We start from the raw sequence: 21459 nt of genomic DNA on the forward strand, positions 1-21459 counted from the left end.
ATTGTTCTCCTTTCATCGCGTGTCACGGAACGTCTGGCTCCGTACGTATAACACGCTACTGAATACTAATCCGATTATACCAAACGAGATGAGTAACGTTTGAATCGGTACAGCCAAGGCGACCAAAATCGACAGGACGGCGAATGCGATCGGCTCTAAGCCTGACGCAGCGAGCGCCATGATGCTCATGACGCGTCCGATCTTATCGTGATCGCTATGTTCTTGCATGAGCGTGACCGTAGGCAAATAGACGAGCATCAACATGAATCCGCTCGCGGCCGCAGCCAAGGCGAGGAGGGTGATGGACTGCGCCTGCGTATAGAGGAAGAAGGCCCCAATCGTCAAAAATAGGACGCGGAAGACGAAGCGTCCACGATGGACCGAGCGGAACAACAGGACGAGAAAACTTGCGGCGAACGTCCCGACAGCAAGCCCACCTTCAATCAGACTCAAGTCAAACGCATTCCCGCCCCGTTCACCGACGAGAATCGGGATGCTCATGATGAGCGGTCCCATGACGAACAAGTTGACGATGGCAATCGACAGCGACCCGCTCCGTAAAATCGGCGTGCTCGAGACGTAACGAATGCCTTCTTTCAAATCGACGATGACATGACCGAGCGACATGGCTCGGGCGAGGGGGATGGAGTCACGAATCAAGCGCGGCATAATCAAGATAGCGGCGATGAAAATCAAGCCGGCCGCCGTCCCAAAACTGAGTCCGAAGCCGCCCCATGTGAGTAAGGCACCGGCGAGGAACGGTCCGAACACGAACATGAGCTCGAGCGTCCCTTGGAAGAGCGAGTTGGCACGCTGCAGCTCTTCTTGTTTGACGAGCGACGGGATCAAAGAAGACAACGCTGGATAGGACATACCGTCAAGTAGTCCGAACACGATGGAAATCATAATCAAGGCGAACACTGAATACGCGTCCGCGAGATGGAGCGCCACGACCGCGACCATGAGAAGACCTTGCCCGAGGTTCGTCAAAAACAAGAGCCGACTCTTTTGGAATCGGTCGGCGAACACACCGCCGAATATCATCATCACGACACGCGGTAACGAGACGGCGGTCATGATGATCCCGAGGAGGGCGGGTTGCTTCAGCACATCGATCGTAAGCCACGATACGCTCAAGAAGAAAATCGAGAAGCCGAGCGTGAGCGTCATTCCGGATAACCATGTGAATACGAAGCGTGGATTTCGTAGCAAATTCATAAAGAAAACCTCAGTCTTTCTGCCTTTTAATATAGTTAAGTTAACTAAACTATAAAGCGAAGTTACTGGTTCGTCAAGCGAGTAGGCTACTACAAAACAATTGTAAAAAAACGGAACTTTTTTTGTTAGAAACCGTATAATTAGCTAAGAGGTGAATGAGATGAGTAAACAAGAACGATTACATAAAGTGAAACGAATGAATGTACAGTGGATGTTGTTACGGCTCGCCTTCGCCCTTCCGACCGGGATCCTCGTTTGTTACTTCTTACAGTCGCAAGGCTCCCCGATGATTATGGCAGCGTTCCTTTTATCGTTGACCAGTGCAGCAAGTATTTTGTTTATGAGGGAAGCGCGCTTCGTCAAAGCATTGACGGCGCATGATCAAGCGAAGAAGGTGATCGGTATCCAATATCAACTCGATTACTTGTTCGTCATCATGATGGCCGTGATTTTTCCGATGATGATGCGACTGAATATCCTGACAAACTTGATTCCTTTCCTTCTATTCGTCAGTGGCAGCGCATTAATCTGGTTTACGCAGCATAAGCTCGATCAACAGCTGAGCTGGATGGATACGGAACAACCGACTCGTCGCGAGATTCAACGCACAAGGTTCACGTGGTGAGATTGAAACAGACACGAGGTTAGCGCGTGAGTCCATCACAATTAAAGGAGTAGCTTATGAATAAACATCAGCGTTTGAAGCAAATGGTTACCGCAAACCGAAAATGGCTTCTCGTACGACTCGGTTTTGCGATTCCGGTTGGGGTATTGCTTTTCTTCTTTCTGCAAACTGAGACACGATCGCTCATGTACGGAAGTTTGATGGTCGTGTCGTTGTTGGCGTACGGCGTGATGATTGGGCGGGAAAGTCGATTCATGAGCAGTTTCACAGACCACATTCGAGCGAAGCGGGTCATCCACATTCAATATGTGTTCGACTACATGATGGTTGTCTTCAGCTGTTTGTTTTTCCCGTTGCTCTTGAAGCTCGAAACAATCAGTTGGGTCCCATTTTTCATCTTCTCCCTTGCAGCGTTGGCGCTGGTAATTGTCGAGCGGCTGCTTGATGAGAAAGTAAAGCGGATCGATCCCCAGCAACCGAGGCGTCGCGACGTTAAACGGGAAAGCTTTTAAGGGGGGATTCGATGACCAAACAAGAACGCATCAATCTGATTTATAAAACCAATATAAAGACGGCTGTTCTTCAAAGTCTGCTCACGTTTCCGATGGTGTTTTGTCTCGTCGGATTGATTCAATCGGATTCATGGAACGGTTGGTACGTGGCCGGCGTACTCGTCTGTCTCTTGCTGCTGGGAGGAATCTTCTTCAAGGCGAACCGAGTCGAGACCGAGTTGACTGAGCGAGAAGATGCCAAAATCATCATCGCCCGTCGGAACGGATTTGTCTTTGCGCTGTTCGTCGTATTCATTTTATCGTTTGCGCTGACGCTTAACCTCGGTTGGATGTATTCGTGGATAGTGGTGCTGACAATCGGTGTGTTGTATGGTGGATACCGCTTGATTCGAAAACAAGACGAGCGATTGAGTGACATCGACCCGGAGCATCCGATGCTGCGTGAGATTCGACTCGACAACGTCAGAGACTGAGGAGGTACGAGATGAACAGGGAAGCCCGGACTGAAGCGTTGTTACAAATCAATACGACGTATCGTCGTTTTATGATTGGAAGCAGTGTCGTCATCTTTGTGAGTGCGCTCTATTTCATGATGCATACGACTTATTCTGGCGTGATTGCGGTGGTCAGTCTCATCCCGACGTTGTTTTTCGAATGGAAACAGACGACGCTCTATCTTCAGTTCAATGACGACTGGACGTATCGACGTCTCATTAAACTACAGTTTTCCTCACTCGTTTTCACGTTCATCTTATTGTTCAGTCTGATCACCCTGTTTTTAACGGGACAGATCCATCCGGACGTGTTGATGTGGGCGGTGGTCATCGGGGCACCACCTTCTGTCTTGTTACCGCTGTGGATTGATCGAAAACTGCTCAAACTCGACCCAGAACACATCACCTCGAGTATGTTAGCAAAAGCCAATCGCGAGAAGCTGAAGCGTCGTCTTGACGGAATCAATGATTAGAAAAGGAATGGAATCGTATGACGAAACAACAACGGATTGACCAAATGAATCGATATCGTAAGCAAAGGAAGCGGCGACGAGACATGCTGTTCGCTCCTGTCCCTGGACTATTATTTGTCACGTTGCTCGCGGATCACATTTGGTGGGTTGGCTTAGGGTTGATGGGTTTGTTCGCCAGCGGTTCAATCGTGTATTTGCTGAAAGAAGGAGAGGCGTTCGCTCGTCTATCGGATGAAAACGGCGCACGAGTGGCGACGCAAAACGTCTACCGGATTTTAGGTGGGTGGTACGTCTTGATCGTCGGTAGCGTGGTAAGTTATAAACTGGCGGCCCCTTGGTGGACATGGATTCTCGTCCTTGGGATGGCGGTGCTGTTGCCGCTTCTGTATAAACGCTTCAATGAGACTGTCCGAAGCGCGGATACAGCTCAACCGGTCCGCTCTGAATTGGCAACAGCGAGTGGATTGCTATGAAGATGTTGACGAAACAGGAACGAATCGAGCGTTTGCTCGCACATGAGGATGCGACGTGGCATTGGCGCTATTGGGGTCTCTTCTTCAACCTCATCGTCGTCGCGTTCATCTCGTATCAGACATCGATTTACTTACCGCTCATCCTATTTGCAGTGTATTTGCCACAATTGTGTGTTGCGTGGTGCAAGACGAAAGTGTTGCTGACATTTAATCCAGATCGTCGCTATCGGCGTTGGATTTATAGTGATTTCATCGTCGAATGGTTCATCTTTTTGCTTTTCCTGTGTCTGTTCGCTTGCTATCACACCGGTTTCATCACGATTTGGACACTTGGACCCATCTTGGTGATTGGCGTGATTGGTGGGGTGCTGTTCTCGCATATAATCAATCGAGCTATTCTTGATTTTGACATAGAGCATGTCACCTCTAAATCATTCAATAAAGCCAAAGTGCGACGAAATAAAGCCGGGAAAATGAGTCATTGACATAAGTCAGGGCTCATTTTTTTATGGAACGATTCGGGGCAACGGGAATCTAAAGTATATTCAGTTCGAAATGGTTGAGTGAGGTGTATTTCAATCTAAAGATGATCATTTGCAGTAAATTAATACTTTTTATAGAAACGTTTCGATTAACCATTGCATCTCTTTTTGTAAGCGCTTATACTTTTGGTATACACAGGTGAAACGTTTCGATTTACAAATCATAGATAAAGGCGGGATGGAATGAGAGCGACACAATTAGTGCAGGAGATGACAGTGGCTGAAAAGGTAGGACAGCTTGTTCAGACACTGCCATCCATTTTTTCGGATGATGAGCAAGATGTGATCACCGGACCGATTGCGGAGTTGTTGAAAGAAGACGGCATCACCGATGAGAATCGGTGGAACATCGGATCGGTCATCGGGATCAGCAACGCGAAACAAGCGCAAAAGTTGCAGGAAAGTTACTTGCGACATAATCGACTCGGCATCCCGCTCTTGTTCATGGCGGACATCATCCACGGTCACCGGACGATTTTTCCGGTCCCGCTCGCGATGGCCTGTTCTTGGGATCTTGATGAGGTCGAACGAATGGCACGCACTTCGTCTATCGAAGCGACGGCATCCGGTCTACACGTCACGTTCTCTCCGATGGCTGACTTGTCACGCGACCCGCGTTGGGGACGTGTCATGGAATCGACCGGAGAAGACGTGTGGTTGAACGGCGAGATGGCGGCGGCGTTCGTCCGCGGTTACCAGTCGGACGATTTGACGAGACACGATACGTTGGTTGCCTGCGTCAAGCACTTCGCGGCGTATGGCGCGCCGGAAGGAGGACGCGACTACAATACGGTCGATGTATCTGACCGCGAGCTGCGTGAGTTCCATTTGCCAGCCTATAAACGAGCCCTCGAAGAGGGGGCGAAGATGGTAATGACGAGTTTCAATGTCGTCCATGGTGTTCCGGCCACGGCTAGTGAATATCTCATGCGGGATATCCTCCGCAGTGACTGGGGCTTCGAAGGTGTATTGATCTCGGACTGGACGGCAATCAAAGAACTCATCCATCATGGCGTCGCCGAGACGCTGAAGGATGCGGGCGAACTCGCACTCCGAGCTGGCGTTGATATCGATATGATGTCGGGCGCATACACGAATCATCTGGAAGCGATGCTTGCAGATGGGGTCGATGAGGCTTTACTGGATGAGGCGGTCTTGCGGATCTTGACGCTAAAAGAAGAATTGGGTTTATTCGACAACCCTTACCGAGGGATCGATCAAGCGAAAGAGACAACGCTCCACCTTTCAGATGGGCATCGAGATCAGGCGCGTCGTCTGGCAGAAAAGAGTGCGGTCCTTTTGAAAAATGATGGTGTCCTTCCGTTACAAAAGCAACGTGTCGCGCTCATCGGACCGTTCGTCGACTCGAACGACGTGCTTGGCCCGTGGGCCGGATATGGGAAAAGAGAAGAGGCCGTGACGTTGCGGCAGGCATTTGACCGGGCTGAAATTCCTTATGTGTTTGCGGAAGGATCGACCGTCGAAAAAGAAATTGATTGGACGGAGGCTTGCCGCATCGCAGAACAGTCGGATATCGTCATCCTGGCGCTTGGCGAAGCCTCGTGGATGAGCGGTGAAGCCGGCAGCCGTACGGACATTCGTCTTCCGAAGACACAGCGCGAAGGGCTTAAGCGTCTAAAGGCACTCGGGAAACCAGTCGTGACGATTTTATTCAATGGCCGTCCGCTCGATCTGCGCGACGTCGTCGAACATTCGGATGCGGTGCTCGAGGCCTGGTATCCGGGCACTGAAGCTGGTTCGGCGCTTGTGAACTTATTATACGGGCAAGTCAGTCCGTCGGGGAAACTGACGATGTCGTTTCCTTATAACGTCGGCCAAGTACCGATCCGCTACGACTCGTTGCGGACAGGGCGTCCGTCAGACATCGAACACGCTGATCCACGCTACACGAGCAAATATCTCGACGCACCGAATGAGCCGCTCTTCCCGTTCGGATATGGCATGACATACACAACGTTTAGCTACAACGATTTCATCGTCAAAGACGTGACAGGCGGCATCGTCGAAGCGACTGTCGTCATTCGAAATGATGGGGCGACGACGGCAGATGAAATTGTCCAATGGTATATCCAAGACAACATAGCCAAAGTCTCACGGCCGGTCAAACAATTGAAAGGGTACGAGAAAGTGACCCTCAAAGCCGGCGAATCCGTGACGGTGACGTTCGCCGTTGAAGGAGATATGCTCCACTATCTTCAGCCGAACGGTTCGTTTGACGCCGATCCGGGAACGTTTACGCTCTTTGTGGGCCCGAACAGCCGTGACGTATTGGCAAAATCTTTTGAACTAAAAACAAAAACGAGGTGTACGACGTGAATGTATTAACCGAACAGACAACACTAACATGCGGAGACGTGAGCCTTTCGCTCACTCCGATGGGAGACATCCGCCAATTGAAAACCGGACCGATCATGGTCAATCAGTTAATCCATCATCCATTCGATGGATCGATGGCAAACCTTTATGTCCGACATGAGGGCGGAGTTGCCCGGCCGTTGCTGGGACTGCATTCACCTAGTGATTTCGCGGCCTCTGGTCAGGAAATCGTTTGGTCAGGACACTATCCGGAGTTTGCTTATGAAGTACGAGGGACGATCAGCGACCACGGCGTTCGCTTTGACGCTACATTCGAAGGGACAGGTCAATTCGACGTCACGTACGTCCAAGATCTCGGACTCGCTGATGAAGGCGGTGTTCGCACGAACGAGGCTTACATGGCCCAGTATATCGACTATATGAAGACGGATACGGCGCTGATGGCGCGCCAAAATCAAAAGCAGTCGACCGGGTTCCCAGCGATTCGAATGACGTCGTCCCGAGCTATCGCAGAATATGCGACGGATGGTTTTGACGTGTATGGCACATCCTATAAATTGACCGGGCGAGCCGCAGGACTAGACGGTGCACTGCCTTCCCGTGTCTATCAATATGAGTTCGCCTTGCCGACACTTCGTACTGAACCGTTAGACATGGGGACGGACCGAGAAATCACATTCGAATTGTCATTGGTTCAAAATCATCCGGAAGCGCTGACAGAGCAATCGATTAAGCATTTCGCAACGATTGAAGCGGGAGCACCCGTCGAACAAACAGTACGTCCTCGTCCGTATCTTCGCCAATCGTTCCAATCAATCAGTGGCGCTGGGCTCGCAATGAGCGAAATCGAGCGCCTCTATCCGGTGCGACGACTCGAAGAGACAGCGGGTGGACAGCTCTTGTCCTTCTTCACAGAAGAGGGTTCGCACGTCGTCTTAGCGGCGAAAGAGCACCTCGTTGAGCGGAGTCACGGCAACATCTTATTGAACGCCGGGAGTCTGATGCCGGACGAGTCGAAGCTCGCCACGACCGTATTCATGAACGGTGTCTTCAACTCACATATTGTTTATGGCAATACAAACTTCAACAAATGGACGACTAACGTCCGAAATCCACTCAATGTCCCGAAAACATCGGGGCAACGCATCTATGTCGAGATGGATGGGGCATACCATTTGCTGACGATGCCGAGCCTGTTCGAGATGCGTCTGAACGAGGCCGTATGGCGCTACGATTTGGACGGGGAGACGATTATCGTCCGTACGTCCATCGCCTCAGGTGCTCCTGTCATCAAGACGACCGTCGAATCGTCGCAACCGCGACGGTTCGTCATGAGTCACCAGGTCGCGATGAACACGCAAGAGTACGTCGTTCCGTTCCGTATGGAGCAGACGGACAACCGGCTCCTATTCAAGGCGGACGAAACGGCAGACAGCGCCGGTATACGACCTGATTTGACATATGCAATCGAGAGCAATCAGCCGTTTGAGCTCCTCAAAACGTCGGATTGGTTCGACCAACCGTTCGAGGACGATCTTGTTTGGATGTCATACGAACCAAGCGAGCGCGTGACGGTGCATCTTGGTTTGGCGAATCACAGTCCGTTTGAGCTAGACGAAAAGCAGGAGCGGAACGCTTACCGAATGTGGATGGATAGTTATATGAACGGTCTCACGCTTAAAGGCGAGGCATCTGACATCGAGGCGTTGAATATTCAAGCGCTATGGTACGTCCAAAACATGCGGGTGCACTATCAGTCACCGCACGGCCTTGAGCAATACGGTGGAGCAGCCTGGGGTACACGGGACGTTTCACAAGGGCCGATGGAGTTCTTGCTTGCGACCGGTCATTTTGAAGAGGCGCGAAAACTCTTGCTTGTGATTTTCAGCCATCAATTTAAAGACGGAGATTGGCCGCAATGGTTCATGTTCGATGAATATGCGGGTATCCAACAAGAGGATAGCCATGGTGATGTCATCGTTTGGCCGCTCAAGGCATTGTCGGATTACTTGGCCCGAACCGAGGACGTGACATGTCTAGACGAAATAATTCCGTTCCGCGACCGTGACGGAAAGACAGAAGCGGACGCTTCACTGTATTCGCACGTGGAACGAGCACTTGGATTCATTGAAGATCACTTTGTCGAAGGTTCTGTCTTCTCAGCCTACGGTGGAGGAGACTGGGACGACACGCTCCAACCAGCCGATGAAGAGTTGAAACGTCACCTCATCAGTTCATGGACGGTCACATTGACGTACCAAGCGTTCCGTCAGTTGCACGAACAGTTGCCGGCGTCACATTTGGCAGATCGCTTAGGTGAGTTGAGCCAAGCAATTCGGAAGCAGTTCACAGACGAGATGATTCGGGACGGGGTTATCGCAGGATTCTTAAAAGAAGTTGATGGACGCTTCGAGACGATGCTTCATCCGTCCGACAAGACGCTGCCAATGCGCTACCGCTTGTTGCCAATGACGCGCAGTGTCATCGCTGAACTTGTCGATCAAGACCAGATGACACGCAACTTTGATTTGATCGCCACACATTTGACGTTCCCGGACGGAGTCCGTCTCATGAACCGACCTGCCGAGTACCGGGGCGGAGTCAGCCGTCACTTTATGCGGGCCGAACAGGCAGCGAACTTTGGTCGTGAAATCGGGCTGCAGTACGTGCATGCTCACATCCGCTACATCGAGGCGCTGGCGAAGGCGGGGCTACGCGAGAAGATTCGTCCGGCTTTCAATATGATCAACCCGGTCCGGATGGACGAAGTGAAGAATGCCGCACCGAGACAACGAAACGCCTACTTCAGTAGTTCGGACGGAGATTTCGCTGACCGCTATGCGGCGGAGTCACAGTTCGGCCGCTTGAAAGATGGAACGGTACCCGTGAAAGCGGGATGGCGCATTTATTCGAGTGGACCGGGAATCTGGTTCAACCAACTCGTCTCGAACTACCTGGGGATTCGTCTCGGGACAACCCATGTCGAGTTCGATCCGATCGTGGATGCGGACACATATGTGCAGATCCGCTTGTTCGGTACGGAGACGATGGTCCAGTTCCGTATGGGTGAGCCGAGTATTACGCTGAATGGTCAGAGGTTGAACGGTCACACCCTAACGAATCCATATCGCGAAGCAGGACAGCGTGTCGAAAAAGATGAATTTTTGCGCTACGCCAAGGAAAAGAATGAGTTAGTGATTACGGTGAAGGGGTGACGAATTCGTCACCCTTTTCTTAATAGGAGGACTATATGGACGCAAAACAAGTGAGCACGGTCTATCAAGTATATCCAAAAAGTTTTCAAGACAGCGACGGCGATGGGGTCGGTGATTTACAAGGAGTGATCAGTCGCCTCGACTATTTAAGCTGGCTCGGGGTAGAGATGCTTTGGTTGAATCCGGTTTACGTCTCGCCCGGTTACGATAATGGCTATGACGTCGCAGACTATACACGAATCGATCCTCTGTTCGGGTCGATGGATGATATGGACGAGTTGATTCGTGAAGCACGTGACAGAGGAATCGGCATCATGATGGACATCGTCGCCAACCACACGTCGCATCAGCATGAGTGGTTCCTTCAATCCGAACGTGATCCGGAAGGAGCGTACGGTAATTTCTACATTTGGTGTGATACGCCGAATGAATGGAGCTCGTTCTTCGGGGGCGGGACGTGGACGTACTCACCGATCCGGGGCCAGTACTACTTCCATGCATTCGCTCCGGAACAACCAGATTTGAATTGGGGGAACGAGCAAGTACGTAAGGAAATGGCGGCAGTCTTAGCGTTTTGGGTCGAGCGCGGGGTGACTGGTTTTCGGTTTGATGTCATTGATTTGATTGGCAAAGACGTCCATCGAAAGCAATGGCTCGACTTTCCGTTGATGCGTCGTTACTTGAAAGATTTAGTGGCGCAAGTTGACACCTCTTCCTTGTTGCTTGTCGGGGAAGCTGGAGGATTGACTCCGAACGAAATTCTAACTTTGCAACGGGACGGTTCGCTCGACGTCGTCTTCAATTTTGAAGTATGTGCTCTCGATGAGCAGGCAGGACAAGGCAAATGGAAGCTCGCTCCGTTCGAACCGTCGAGGCTAAAAACCACGCTCGATACGTGGCAACGAGCGTTTGCGGTGGAAGGACGCAATAGCCTGTTTTGGAATAACCATGACCAGCCGCGTGTCATTTCACGATGGTATGACGATGACGAGCGGGCTGCGAAGATGCTCGCGGTCCTCCTATACGGATTGAAAGGAATCCCGTTTCTGTATCAAGGAGAAGAGGTCGGGATGACGAACGGTATGATTGCGACAGAGGAGTATCAAGACATCGAGACGCTAAATTATTTGCGGGCGGGTGGAACGCTTGATGCCGTTCGCATGAAAGGACGTGACCATGCCCGGATTCCGATGGCATGGGGCGAAGGGACGGACTCGTTCAGCACGGGAACACCGTGGCTTCGATCAGCTCACGACGAAGCAGGCAGGGACGTCGCGACGATGCGTTCAGATAAAACGAGTCTGCTTCATCTGTACCGAGAATTGATTGCGCTACGCCGGACAAATCGACTGCTTCGAGACGGAGCTTATGAACTCGTACCGACCGAGGAGCGGCTATATGTGTACCGCCGCATCATCGATGGGGAGCCTCCACTTCTTGTCGTCGCAAATTTGTCTCAAGATACGCTGCCGATGCCCAGTGGTTGCGGGGAACGTTTGGTTTCGACAGAGCAGGTTGAGGCGCCAATGCTACGGCCGTATGAAGCGTTCATATGTTATAATTTTTGACAGAAGGAAGTGAGGAAATGGCAGGAATTAAAGACATCGCAAAAGAGGCTGGCGTTTCGATATCGACCGTCTCATATGCGCTAAACGGCAGTCCGAAAGTGACAGAAAAGACGAGGCAACGCATCATTAAAATCGCCGAAGAGTTGAACTACGTGCCGAACGCCGCGGCGAGGACGCTAAAAACGAGAAAGACACATATTATCGGAGCGTTTTTAGGCGATTATTCCGGGTCGTTCTATGGAGAGTTATTAAAAGGCATCAACCAAGAGCTGTCTGATACTGGCTATGAGTTGATTGTTTGTAACGGTCCCGAATCACATCGTCTGATGACCGAACGCATGGTGGATGGGGCGCTCATCTTAGGGCATCGCTTCACCCAAGAACAGATTTTAGAGTTCGCGGACCGAGGGCACCCGCTGACGATGCTCGACCGTGAGATTGAGCATCCGAACATCAGTTGTGTGCTGCTCGATAATCAGATTGGGATGAATCAAGAGATGGACGCCATCTTAGAGACCAACCCTGGACAAATCCATCTTGTGAACGGACCGGTCGGCAATCATGATGCTGTCGAACGACGGAAAGTTGTCGTTGATCGCGCGAACGCGGCTGGGGTAACCGTCCGGGAATGGACCGGTGAATTCACGAAACGGTCAGGCATTCGGGCAGCGAGTGACTTACTTGAAGTGCTCGAAGAAGGGGATGCCATCATGTGTTTAAATGATGACATGGCGCTCGGGGTTTATGACGTCTTGCAAAACTCTTCTTTCAGAATCGGGGAAGACATTTCGCTCGTTGGCTTTGATAAACTCGAGATTACAAACTATACGCAGCCTCGAATCGCAAGCGTCAGCTATTCGAAGCCTGACTGGGGCAAGAAGGCGGCTCGCGCGTTACTCCAACTGATTGAAGAGAAAGAAAATTCGAAAGAGACGATTCCTTCAAAGTTCATGAAAGACGCCTCGATTCGAAAAAAAAAATAATAAAAGATAAAATACGTATTGTAAGCGGATACATTGTGAACTATAATGTTTATAGAAACGTTTAACCTGTTGATTTGCAGTAAAACCTTTGTATAAACATTATTTTTTTACACGATAATCGAAACGTTTCGATTATCAAGAAACGGAGGAATTCAGATGAAGAAATTAGGGTTAGCAGCGGTAGCGGGCACGGTAATCATTTCAGGTCTATTGGCGGGATGTTCTTCTGGATCGAGCGGCGATGACGCAAATACCATCACAGTTTGGGCGATGGGTGAAGAAGGAAAAGCTTTGCCAAAACTAGCAGAACAATATGAAAAAGAAAACGAAGGCGTTAACGTCAAAGTACAAGCAATCCCTTGGGATACAGCGCATGATAAACTGTTGACTGCGGTCGCTTCGAAAAATGGTCCGGATGTCGTTCAAATGGGAACGTCTTGGATGCCTGAATTCGTAGAGGCGGGAGCACTCGCGAATATGAAAGATTTCGTAAAAGATTACCCGGAACTTGATCCATCAAACTTTTATGAAGGATCGGTTGAAACGGTTCAATTTGAGGACGGTCTTTACGGGGCACCTTGGTATGTCGACACACGTGTTCTTTATTATCGGAAAGACGCACTTGAAAAAGTAGGTTACCCAGAAGCGCCAAAAACGTGGGATGAATTAGAAGACGCTTCGAAAAAACTTGCGGCTCGTGACGGGGAAGACATGTACGGGATTACGTTGGACACGAACGACCAAATGCTATCGTTCATGTTCGCTCGTCAAAACGGTTCAGAGCTGTTAACAGAAAATCAAGAGCCGCTCTTTGATCAACCAGAATTCATCGAAAGCGCAGAATATTTAACAAACTACTTCACAGAAGGATATGCACCAATCGATTTAGGGCTTGATGTTGTGCAGGCGTTCGGGGCAGAAGAACCGAACGTGCCGATGTTCATCAGTGGACCATGGATGATTAACATTATCAATGATCAAATGCCTGACATTGAAGAGAAGTGGGGTACAGCCGTTCTTCCAGCGAAAGAAAATAATATCTCGTTCCTTGGAGGATCGAACTTAAGTATTTTTGAAAGCAGTGAGAAGAAAGACGAAGCCGCGAAGTTTATCGCATATATGAGTAAACCAGAAACACAGACAGAGTGGATGGAGATGACGAAGTCACTTCCATCGACAAAAGCGACATGGGCAGAGAACGAGACGCTCAAAGACGATGAGAAACTCAAAACATTCGGTGAGCAGATGGAAGCGGCAGAGCCGATGCCGATGATGACAACGTGGGAAAAAGTAGCGCAAACATATTTGCAGAGCTTTGAGAAAATGTATCGCGGTGCGGCTACTGTAGAAGATGAAGTTAAGGTGTTCCAAGAAAAAGCGAAGTCGATTTTAAAATAAACGGAGGGGTACACCCCCTCTCGTTTAATTAAAGGAGAACCTTATGAAACAATTTCTTAATGATCGAGCGCCATACTTGCTCGTCGCGCCGACCGTTCTCTTGTTACTCATGTTCTCGATCATGCCGTTATTCATCGCTTTTTTCATGAGTTTTACAGACATGGATTTGGCGGGAATTGCGAACTGGGCAAACATTGAATGGATCGGACTCACCAACTACATTGAAATCTTCAAAGATGAAGTGTTCATCCAAGCGTTATTGAACACAATCGTTTATGTCGTTATTGGGGTACCGATTGTGATCGGTCTTTCGCTCGCGATTGCGATGGCAATCAATTTCGGGACTGGCAAAGTCTTCGAATGGTTCCGTGTCGTCTTTTATATGCCGTCAATCACGAACGTTGTAGCGGTCGCGGTCGTTTGGGGATTCTTGTTTAATCCGCAGTATGGTCTCTTCAATTTCCTGTTAAATACAATCGGACTTCCAGACGTCCCGTGGCTACAAGATCCGTTTATCGCTAAGTTATCGTTGATCATGCTTGCCGTATGGCGTGCGGTCGGGATCAATATGATTATTTTCTTGGCAGCTCTTCAAGGGATTCCACGCACGTACTATGAAGCGGCAGCGTTAGATGGGGCAAGTACGTTCCAGCAAATGTTCAAGATTACAATTCCGTTGCTCCGATATGCGATTTTCTTCGTAACGGTGACAACTTTGATTGGATGGATTCAGTTCTTCGAAGAACCGCTCATCATGACCGAGGGGGGACCACTCAATTCGACGACGTCACTCGCGTTGTTTATATACAACAACGGTTTCCAGCTTAGTAACTTCGGTTATGCGGCTGCCGGGTCGGTCGTGTTGTTCATTCTGATCATTACGGTGACACTCATTCAGTTCCGTCTTCAAAAGAACGAAAACAACTATTAAGGAGGGGCATTCATGATTCCAAATGAAAAACCGGTAGCCGTGAATGTGAAGCGGGAGAAATTCTCGCCACTTCCCGACTTAAACCATAAACGAAAAGCCAAACTCTCGCAGTTGCTGGTCGCGCTTGTTTTGACCGTCCTCGGTATCGCTTTTATGTTGCCGTTCTTCTGGATGGTGATCTCGTCCTTTAAGACGGATGCGGAAATCTTGTCGCTACCGCTGACGATCCTACCGGAAAATGTGACGTTCGAACATTACATCGATTTATTCGTGAATTTAAACTTTTTAACGTATTTGAAGAACACGTTGTTGATTGTACTCGCATCATTTTTCGGTTTATTGCTCACAGCAATGACCGGTTATGCGTTTGCGAAGCATAAGTTTAAGGGGAGTAACATCTTGTTCGTCGGTGTCTTGGCGACAATGATGATTCCAGGACAGGTTACGATGATTCCCGTTTATTTGATGCTCAATCAAATGGGTCTGACGAACACCATGATGGGGATTGTCCTCCCCGGTCTCGTTGGTGCGTTCGGGGTATTCTTGTTCCGTCAGTTCATGACGACGATTCCAGAGGAAATGCTGGAAGCGGCTCGCTTGGATGGAGCGAGTGAGTTTCGAATTTTCTTCTCAATCGTCTTGCCGATGTCAAAACCGATTTTGGCGGTACAAGGGATTTTGACTTTCATCGGTGCTTGGAACAGCTTCTTATGGCCGCTTATTATTGCCAATGATGAAGCTCTTTACACACTGTCAGTTGGATTAGCGCTTCTACAGGGGCAACATGGTGGAAACTACGCCTTACAGATGGCTGGGGCCACATTCATGGTTGTGCCGATTATCATTATCTTTATGATTTTCCAAAAGCATATCATCGAAGGATACAATATATCTGGAATGAAGTGAACCTTACGCCATGTAAGGTTCTTTTTTTATACTCAGGACATCGGTCCTTTATGCTAAAGTGTGTGAGGAGTAAGCTTAACACGTACACAGCATATAGAGAGAATCGAGGAAGAGAATATGTTAGCCATTTTTATTGGACTCGTCATCGGGATTTTGTTACCGATGCAGACGAGCGTGAACTCACGTCTGCGCACCATCGTCGGGTCACCGTTCGTCGCGTCGTTCCTGTCGTTCGCAATCGGGACGACCTTTTTAACACTTACGTTACTGCTCACCGGGCAGTCGTTCGGGATTGAATCATCCATTTTCCAAGGAGAACCGATTTGGATGTGGTCGGGTGGTTTGTTGGGGGTCATCTTTTTAACGGGGAACATCCTCTTGTTCCCGAGACTTGGGAGTGTCCAGACCGTCATCATGCCGATTTTCGGACAGATTTTGATGGGACTGTTGATTGACCACTTCGGTTGGTTCAATTCAACCGTCAACGTCCTCACACCGTGGCGCGTATTCGGCGCTTTGCTCGTGTTACTCGGCGTCGTCGGGACGGTCGCACTCACGGACTGGATCAATCGTCGTCGTGGCAAACTGGTCGCCTCGTCGCAGACCGGAACCGGCAATTTGAACGTCTGGCGCCTCGTCGGAATCGGGACCGGTATGATGAGTGCGACACAGACGGCCATCAACGGTTATTTGGGAACGGTGCTCGAATCGGCCTTGAAAGGGGCCCTCGTCTCGTTCGTCGTCGGGACGGTCACGTTACTGCTCATCTTGCTCGTCTTGCGGCCGAGCGTCGAATGGCGCGGGCTACGTGGTCAGCCGTGGTGGATTTGGCTCGGCGGTATCATCGGGGCACTGTTCATCGGCGGGAACGTCTTAATCGTGCCGATGGTCGGGACCGGCATCGCCGTCGTCATCGTCATTGTCGGCTTGCTGTGTGGGAGCCTGCTCATCGACCGCTTCGGTTGGTTTGGTGCTGCGAAGAACCCGGTCACTGGGATACAACTCGTTAGTTTACTCGTCATGGTCATCGGGATCATGCTAATCCGTTTGTCATAAGGGAGGAGAGACATCATGCGCGGAGTACTGTTCGCCATCAGTGGCGGCTTCTTTTTGACGCTACAGAGCGTCGCCAACGCTCGCATCAGTTCGAGTATCGGGACGTGGCAAGCTGCGACGTTGACGCAATTGACAGGTTTCCTTGTCGCGCTCGTCATCATGCTTCTCGTCCGCGACCGGACGTACGTCCACATGCGCCGCGTCGAGCCGCTTTATTTGTCAGGGGGCGCGTTCGCTGCGTTCATCTTGTTCAGCAATATGACGGCCGTGCATGAGCTCGGCGTCACGTTGACGATTTCATTGTTTCTCATCGCCCAGCTTGCCCTCGCGCTCGTCATCGACTGGCGCGGCTGGTTCGGGATGTTGCGCCGTGACTTGAATCGGACGCAACTGCTCGGGGTCGTCATGATGATTGTCGGGATTCTCGTATTGAAAGGATGACGCGTGATGGAACAGATTGACCGTTACATGAAGCGGTATGGGTTGGATGGGGTGCTCCCATCAGCGGTCCGACCTCAACTTAAGCTCGTCCGTTACGCGACGGGGGAGGCGATTTGCACCCAAGGCGCTAAGGCCGAGCAGCTCCACTTTCTCGTCAGTGGAAAGATTCGGGTGGCCCACACGTCGGCGGCTGGGAAACGGCTCGTCTTGTCGTTCAAATATCCGCTCGACTTGATTGGCGACATCGAATACGTCCGACGTACACCGTTCTTGAACACGGTCGAGGCAGTCACGCCGGTAGAGATGATTGTCGTCCGCTTCGAGGATCTCGCGCGTCACGCCCAAGACGATGTCACGTGGCTGCATTATTTGCTGGAAGGGATCACGAAGAAGTTCGAGATGAAGTCGCAGTCGATGAGTTTCAACTTGTTTTATCCGGTCGATGTACGGCTCGCGAGCTATCTGTTGTCGATGACACCGGAAGAGACGACGCTCGGGTCGACCGTCGATGAGTTGACCGATATTGCCGATTTGATTGGGACGAGCTATCGCCACGTCAACCGGACACTCAAACGTTTCGTCGAACAGGGATTGATTGAACGGGATCGTCGATCGATTGCCATCATTGATCGCGCCGGGCTGATTGCCGTTGCTGGGGAGAGTATTTATGAATGAGGAGGACACGTCATGGCACTTGGGATGATGCTCGCGGTCATGGGCGGCATGCTCGTCTGTGTGCAGAATACGTTTAACGCCAAAGTAAAAGAACGGGTCGGGGCGTGGGCGACGACGACGCTCGTGCTCGCCCTCGGCTTCCTGGCGTCACTGCTCGTCGGATTGATCAGTGAAGGAGCGGGTCTGTTCGCCGTCACGGGTATGGAGACGTGGTATTGGTTCAGCGGCATCATCGGGGTCGGTGTCGTCATGAGTGTGACGCAAGGCGTCCAACAGCTCGGGCCGAGTCATGCCATCTCGATTGTCATGGTGTCACAAATTCTATTCGCACTCCTCTGGGACACGCTCGGCTGGTTCGGGCTAGAAGCCATCCCGTTCACATGGAAGACGTTTGTCGGCATCGTGTTGATTGTCGGCGGGGTGCTGTTGTTCCAGTTGAGTGGGAAAAAAGAGATGGTTCACCAAAAAGCAAAGCAAGTCGTCTAAAACGATTTCCGACAAGTTGAACAAGTCTGCCCGTGTTCCTGCCGTTTGACGACGGTTTGGCAATGCGGGCATTTTGTCGTGATCGAGGCGCGTGGTTGGACGGGTGAACGGTCTCCGAACGATGACGGATAGATGGTATAGGAACGAGTCACAATGAAGCCGACGATGCCGAGTAGGATGGCTAAAATAAGAATATCCATCGAAATACCTCCTAATTATTGGTATGCTATTCGTATATACGGTGAACTGTCCGAATTGGTTTCAAGGAGGAACAGATTATGGTGACACGAGAAGAACGAATCGAGCAGTTATATATGCTTCCCAAAAAAGGTGCATTTAAATTGTTGTGGGCCGCCGCGGCAGGGTTAGGACTGGGGTGGTGGATCTATACTAATGCATCGTTGCCAGTGCTTGCGATGTTCGTCTTTTTGATGATGACGGCTGTCCCACTCAGTCGCGTAGCGTGGCAGAAGACGCGTGTATCCGTGACGTTCAATGAAAATCGCTCCTACCAACGATTGATTCGGGCGAAAGGCGTCATCGCGATTGCGATGTTATGGGTCATGCTCGGTTTGATGGGCGGGTATGTATCAGGATACTTCGCATTGCCGGTATTCAGTGGACTGTCAGCGATGTTGATTGCAGGCATGTTGGTGGTTGAGACATGGCTCGATACCCGCTTGCTTCGTATCGATCACGAGCATGTCACGGATAGCTTGATTGGCTTTACGAAACGGGAACGGATGAAACGGAAATGGGAGAAGGAATGATGGTCGAGCATAAAGATCGCTTGCTTCAATTGATGCGGTTTGAACAAGTCTCGATTCGTTTATTTGGTCTACTGGTCGCCATCATCATCTTGACCTTCTACTATCTGCATAGTCGTTACACCTTAACGAACATGCAGGTGTTCGCAGCCTTTTTAGTCATTTACGCATCACTGATTTTATGGGGTTGGTTGCGGATGAAGCTATTGCTCCGTTTTAGTTCGGATGAGCTGTATCGCCGATATGTTCGAATCAACTTTTTATTCATCTTTATGACGGTCATCGGGCTCGCTATATTTATTTGGGGTACAGTCATTCAAAATTTTCAACACGTCACGTATTCATTGCTTGGTACGCTCATCGTTGTACCTTTCCTATATTTCGAATGGTGGGTGAATGAGCGACTCAAAAAGATTGACCCAGAGCATGTGACGAATCAAGACATTCGCCAATACAGACGATTGAAGGAAGCAGGGGAACAATGATCATTTGGAATGACATACCGGACGATCCGAATCGGTTGCCCGCATTAACGGACGACGTATTAACTGAAGTGGAAGGGCGCCTCGGGGTGAAACTGCCGGACGATTATCTCGAGGCACTTCGTATCCAAAACGGGGGATATGTCGAACAGCGCGACTTACCGATTACATGGAATGGGCAAGATGACATTGCTCTCGTCGATTCAATTGCTGGAGTTGGTTTAAATAAAGGGCTGATTGAATCGAAGGCATTGTTGACGGAGTGGGGTGTCGAGGATGAACAATTGATTGCGTTCGCCGGTGACGGGCACTTTTTCCTCGCATTCGACTACCGTGCAGGCGCGACGCCGAAGATTGCCTATATCGATACGGATACGGAAGAGATTGATGTCTTGTTCGACTCATTCCGTCAATTCACGGAAGCGCTCACAACGGTGGATATGGGAGTATATGAAGAAATGACTCCAGAATCAGGTACTGAAATGAAACAAGGGGAGACGCTCCTGAAAGATGCGCGACGCCTACTCTATAGCGATCATCTAGAAGACAAAAGGATTGGTGCGGTTATTTGGTTCAATAGCTTGGATTCACTTGAAGCGGACGAACTCGTTCGTGAGCTATTGACATGGATGGATGACGAGACGTTGCGAGAGACGGCAACAAGCGTCATTCAAGAAGTCATTATTCGACGGAAGCCTTTAGATCAACAACTGTTCGAAGCATTTTTTGAGACGCTCCACAGGCAAGACGACGCCTATAGTAAACAACGCTACGAAGAGACGATGTACATTCTCGATAACGATATTCGAGTCGAGTGAAACGATTTGCCGTTTCCTCTCGTAAAAGAAGGTAACGAGATTTGATTAGGGGGATTGGATGGTTGACCATAACATAAGACTTGAACGCATGATGGAGAACGATCGAAAGCGACAAAAACAAATGTTGTACCCGACGATAGGAATCATCGCACTGTTCATCATCTATTTTTGGGCGACGGACGTCCTCTTACTGTTGCCGATCATCTTGGTTGGACAGCTGCCCGTGCTGTATAAAGGGTGGCATCGGATGAAGTTGCTGCTCACCTTCAACGACGACGCTCGCTACCAACAGAAAGTACGGTCCGAGTTCGGCTTGGCCGTCGGGAACATCGTGTTTCTTTTATTGTTGATTGCTAGCTCGATGCTCGGGTGGATCACGCTACTCACGCTCGTCATCGTCGTTATCGTCGGTCTGATCACGTTCTTGGCGCTTGGGATTCGCATCGACCGTGAGTTGAAAACGATTGACCCGGAGCATGTGACCGCGACGGAGCTCGGCAAGGCGCAACTCGAGCGCGAAAAACGAAAGTCATCATGATGGGAGTACCTAACTATGGTTAATAAAAATGAACGGCTGAAACAAATGGTCGAGAACGACCGAAAGGTGAACCGGACGGCGCTCTTGCTCACGTTCGCAATTTTAGGAATCGCCTTTTATTTCATCTTCACCCAAGACATCACCCTCGCGACGTTCGCCATCATCATCATGGCGACGCAGCTGCCAAGTCTCTATCGGGCATGGCATCGGATGAAGTTGCTGCTCACATTCAATGACGACGCGCGTTATCAAAAATTCGTGCGACTCGAGTTCGGGATTGTGCTCGCGAACGTCATCTTGCTTGGCGTTTTTATCGCCATCGCTTGGGCGATTGAAGGGTCACTCGTCCTCTTCGCAATCATGTTGCTCGCTTTATTCATCCCATTCATCTTCTTATCGGTGTGGGTGAACCGGAAAATCGAGCTGATTGACCCGGAGCACGTGACGAATCATGAGCTGCGGATGGCGCATCGCGACGCATCTAAAGATCGGTTCAAGTAAACCAAAGGGAAGTGCGGATG

General features: G+C 50.2%; 24 protein-coding genes. 22 read left to right on the top strand and 2 right to left on the bottom strand.

The features are described 5' to 3' along the window. Positions 1–12: 12 nt before the first annotated feature. The gene (locus KNP78_RS11590) at positions 13–1218 is read right to left on the bottom strand and encodes an MFS transporter (RefSeq protein ID WP_214824434.1); all 1206 of its coding nucleotides are present in this window, start codon (positions 1216–1218) and stop codon (positions 13–15) included. 160 nt (positions 1219–1378) lie between these two features. Here KNP78_RS11590 and KNP78_RS11595 point away from each other — a divergent pair, with 160 nt between their 5' ends. The 17 genes from KNP78_RS11595 to KNP78_RS11675 all read left to right on the top strand — a co-directional run bounded on the left by KNP78_RS11595 (position 1379) and on the right by KNP78_RS11675 (position 18333). Next, positions 1379–1843, top strand: coding sequence for a hypothetical protein (locus KNP78_RS11595; RefSeq protein ID WP_214824436.1), 465 nt, complete (start codon positions 1379–1381; stop codon positions 1841–1843). A 56-nt stretch (positions 1844–1899) separates the two neighbouring features. Beyond that, a complete protein-coding gene (locus KNP78_RS11600) occupies positions 1900–2355 on the top strand; it encodes a hypothetical protein (RefSeq protein WP_214824438.1) in 456 nt (151 codons plus the stop codon). A gap of 11 nt (positions 2356–2366) precedes the next feature. Then, positions 2367–2828 (top strand): hypothetical protein, encoded by a 462-nt coding sequence (locus KNP78_RS11605; RefSeq protein ID WP_214824441.1) that lies wholly within the window; start codon positions 2367–2369, stop codon positions 2826–2828. A gap of 11 nt (positions 2829–2839) precedes the next feature. Then, a complete protein-coding gene (locus tag KNP78_RS11610; protein ID WP_214824444.1) occupies positions 2840–3322 on the top strand; it encodes a hypothetical protein in 483 nt (160 codons plus the stop codon). Positions 3323–3339: 17 nt separating this feature from the next. After that, complete coding sequence (locus tag KNP78_RS11615; RefSeq protein ID WP_214824446.1) at positions 3340–3795, top strand: hypothetical protein; 456 nt, start codon at positions 3340–3342, stop codon at positions 3793–3795. Beyond that, entirely contained in the window at positions 3792–4280 is a 489-nt protein-coding gene (locus KNP78_RS11620) for a hypothetical protein (RefSeq protein ID WP_214824448.1), read from the top strand. The genes KNP78_RS11615 and KNP78_RS11620 overlap by 4 nt, the downstream gene beginning before the upstream one ends. A gap of 267 nt (positions 4281–4547) precedes the next feature. Further along, complete coding sequence (locus KNP78_RS11625) at positions 4548–6674, top strand: glycoside hydrolase family 3 N-terminal domain-containing protein (RefSeq protein ID WP_214824537.1); 2127 nt, start codon at positions 4548–4550, stop codon at positions 6672–6674. After that, positions 6671–9889, top strand: a complete 3219-nt coding sequence (locus tag KNP78_RS15820; protein WP_214824450.1) for a GH36-type glycosyl hydrolase domain-containing protein — start codon at positions 6671–6673, stop codon at positions 9887–9889. The genes KNP78_RS11625 and KNP78_RS15820 overlap by 4 nt, the downstream gene beginning before the upstream one ends. A 35-nt stretch (positions 9890–9924) precedes the next feature. Continuing rightward, a complete protein-coding gene (locus KNP78_RS11635) occupies positions 9925–11457 on the top strand; it encodes an alpha-glucosidase (RefSeq protein ID WP_214824452.1) in 1533 nt (510 codons plus the stop codon). A gap of 17 nt (positions 11458–11474) precedes the next feature. Then, positions 11475–12440 (top strand): LacI family DNA-binding transcriptional regulator, encoded by a 966-nt coding sequence (locus KNP78_RS11640; RefSeq protein ID WP_214824454.1) that lies wholly within the window; start codon positions 11475–11477, stop codon positions 12438–12440. A 156-nt stretch (positions 12441–12596) separates the two neighbouring features. Then, a complete protein-coding gene (locus tag KNP78_RS11645; protein ID WP_214824457.1) occupies positions 12597–13838 on the top strand; it encodes a sugar ABC transporter substrate-binding protein in 1242 nt (413 codons plus the stop codon). A 43-nt stretch (positions 13839–13881) separates the two neighbouring features. Further along, positions 13882–14769, top strand: a complete 888-nt coding sequence (locus tag KNP78_RS11650) for a carbohydrate ABC transporter permease (protein WP_034781489.1) — start codon at positions 13882–13884, stop codon at positions 14767–14769. Positions 14770–14781: 12 nt separating this feature from the next. Next, entirely contained in the window at positions 14782–15675 is an 894-nt protein-coding gene (locus tag KNP78_RS11655; RefSeq protein ID WP_251128540.1) for a carbohydrate ABC transporter permease, read from the top strand. Positions 15676–15792: 117 nt separating this feature from the next. Beyond that, positions 15793–16731: a DMT family transporter gene (locus KNP78_RS11660; RefSeq protein ID WP_214824461.1), complete on the top strand. Its 939-nt coding sequence runs from the start codon at positions 15793–15795 to the stop codon at positions 16729–16731. 15 nt (positions 16732–16746) lie between these two features. Beyond that, positions 16747–17172, top strand: coding sequence for a DMT family transporter (locus KNP78_RS11665; protein WP_021065339.1), 426 nt, complete (start codon positions 16747–16749; stop codon positions 17170–17172). A gap of 6 nt (positions 17173–17178) precedes the next feature. Continuing rightward, a complete protein-coding gene (locus KNP78_RS11670) occupies positions 17179–17847 on the top strand; it encodes a Crp/Fnr family transcriptional regulator (RefSeq protein WP_214824464.1) in 669 nt (222 codons plus the stop codon). A 12-nt stretch (positions 17848–17859) separates the two neighbouring features. Beyond that, positions 17860–18333 (top strand): DMT family transporter, encoded by a 474-nt coding sequence (locus KNP78_RS11675; protein WP_034781495.1) that lies wholly within the window; start codon positions 17860–17862, stop codon positions 18331–18333. Here the strand turns inward: KNP78_RS11675 and KNP78_RS11680 are convergent. Then, on the bottom strand, positions 18330–18533 hold the full coding sequence (locus tag KNP78_RS11680) for a hypothetical protein (protein WP_034781499.1): 204 nt from the start codon (positions 18531–18533) through the stop codon (positions 18330–18332). The genes KNP78_RS11675 and KNP78_RS11680 overlap by 4 nt on opposite strands. A gap of 78 nt (positions 18534–18611) precedes the next feature. On the opposite strand from KNP78_RS11680, the gene KNP78_RS11685 reads away from it, so the two are divergent. Genes KNP78_RS11685 through KNP78_RS11705 form a run of 5 tightly spaced genes read left to right on the top strand, consistent with a single transcriptional unit; the run spans position 18612 to position 21439 of the window. Further along, entirely contained in the window at positions 18612–19103 is a 492-nt protein-coding gene (locus tag KNP78_RS11685; RefSeq protein ID WP_214824465.1) for a hypothetical protein, read from the top strand. Next, positions 19103–19585: a hypothetical protein gene (locus KNP78_RS11690; RefSeq protein ID WP_131472842.1), complete on the top strand. Its 483-nt coding sequence runs from the start codon at positions 19103–19105 to the stop codon at positions 19583–19585. Before KNP78_RS11685 ends, KNP78_RS11690 begins: the two co-directional genes overlap by 1 nt. After that, complete coding sequence (locus KNP78_RS11695; protein WP_128123897.1) at positions 19582–20400, top strand: SMI1/KNR4 family protein; 819 nt, start codon at positions 19582–19584, stop codon at positions 20398–20400. Before KNP78_RS11690 ends, KNP78_RS11695 begins: the two co-directional genes overlap by 4 nt. A 58-nt stretch (positions 20401–20458) precedes the next feature. Then, on the top strand, positions 20459–20938 hold the full coding sequence (locus KNP78_RS11700) for a hypothetical protein (RefSeq protein WP_034781511.1): 480 nt from the start codon (positions 20459–20461) through the stop codon (positions 20936–20938). Positions 20939–20953: 15 nt separating this feature from the next. Continuing rightward, entirely contained in the window at positions 20954–21439 is a 486-nt protein-coding gene (locus KNP78_RS11705) for a hypothetical protein (protein WP_214754599.1), read from the top strand. Positions 21440–21459: the final 20 nt, after the last annotated feature.

It is taken from the genome of Exiguobacterium sp. s28 (assembly GCF_018618135.1).
GTDB classification, from domain to species: domain Bacteria; phylum Bacillota; class Bacilli; order Exiguobacteriales; family Exiguobacteriaceae; genus Exiguobacterium; species Exiguobacterium mexicanum_A.

Coding starts and splice junctions, on each gene's coding strand:
- KNP78_RS11590 (WP_214824434.1), bottom strand. CDS start 1,218: ATGAATTTGCTACGAAATCCACGCTTCGTATTCACATGGTTATCCGGA.
- KNP78_RS11595 (WP_214824436.1), top strand. CDS start 1,379: ATGAGTAAACAAGAACGATTACATAAAGTGAAACGAATGAATGTACAG.
- KNP78_RS11600 (WP_214824438.1), top strand. CDS start 1,900: ATGAATAAACATCAGCGTTTGAAGCAAATGGTTACCGCAAACCGAAAA.
- KNP78_RS11605 (WP_214824441.1), top strand. CDS start 2,367: ATGACCAAACAAGAACGCATCAATCTGATTTATAAAACCAATATAAAG.
- KNP78_RS11610 (WP_214824444.1), top strand. CDS start 2,840: ATGAACAGGGAAGCCCGGACTGAAGCGTTGTTACAAATCAATACGACG.
- KNP78_RS11615 (WP_214824446.1), top strand. CDS start 3,340: ATGACGAAACAACAACGGATTGACCAAATGAATCGATATCGTAAGCAA.
- KNP78_RS11620 (WP_214824448.1), top strand. CDS start 3,792: ATGAAGATGTTGACGAAACAGGAACGAATCGAGCGTTTGCTCGCACAT.
- KNP78_RS11625 (WP_214824537.1), top strand. CDS start 4,548: ATGACAGTGGCTGAAAAGGTAGGACAGCTTGTTCAGACACTGCCATCC.
- KNP78_RS11635 (WP_214824452.1), top strand. CDS start 9,925: ATGGACGCAAAACAAGTGAGCACGGTCTATCAAGTATATCCAAAAAGT.
- KNP78_RS11640 (WP_214824454.1), top strand. CDS start 11,475: ATGGCAGGAATTAAAGACATCGCAAAAGAGGCTGGCGTTTCGATATCG.
- KNP78_RS11645 (WP_214824457.1), top strand. CDS start 12,597: ATGAAGAAATTAGGGTTAGCAGCGGTAGCGGGCACGGTAATCATTTCA.
- KNP78_RS11650 (WP_034781489.1), top strand. CDS start 13,882: ATGAAACAATTTCTTAATGATCGAGCGCCATACTTGCTCGTCGCGCCG.
- KNP78_RS11655 (WP_251128540.1), top strand. CDS start 14,782: ATGATTCCAAATGAAAAACCGGTAGCCGTGAATGTGAAGCGGGAGAAA.
- KNP78_RS11660 (WP_214824461.1), top strand. CDS start 15,793: ATGTTAGCCATTTTTATTGGACTCGTCATCGGGATTTTGTTACCGATG.
- KNP78_RS11665 (WP_021065339.1), top strand. CDS start 16,747: ATGCGCGGAGTACTGTTCGCCATCAGTGGCGGCTTCTTTTTGACGCTA.
- KNP78_RS11670 (WP_214824464.1), top strand. CDS start 17,179: ATGGAACAGATTGACCGTTACATGAAGCGGTATGGGTTGGATGGGGTG.
- KNP78_RS11675 (WP_034781495.1), top strand. CDS start 17,860: ATGGCACTTGGGATGATGCTCGCGGTCATGGGCGGCATGCTCGTCTGT.
- KNP78_RS11680 (WP_034781499.1), bottom strand. CDS start 18,533: ATGGATATTCTTATTTTAGCCATCCTACTCGGCATCGTCGGCTTCATT.
- KNP78_RS11685 (WP_214824465.1), top strand. CDS start 18,612: ATGGTGACACGAGAAGAACGAATCGAGCAGTTATATATGCTTCCCAAA.
- KNP78_RS11690 (WP_131472842.1), top strand. CDS start 19,103: ATGGTCGAGCATAAAGATCGCTTGCTTCAATTGATGCGGTTTGAACAA.
- KNP78_RS11695 (WP_128123897.1), top strand. CDS start 19,582: ATGATCATTTGGAATGACATACCGGACGATCCGAATCGGTTGCCCGCA.
- KNP78_RS11700 (WP_034781511.1), top strand. CDS start 20,459: ATGGTTGACCATAACATAAGACTTGAACGCATGATGGAGAACGATCGA.
- KNP78_RS11705 (WP_214754599.1), top strand. CDS start 20,954: ATGGTTAATAAAAATGAACGGCTGAAACAAATGGTCGAGAACGACCGA.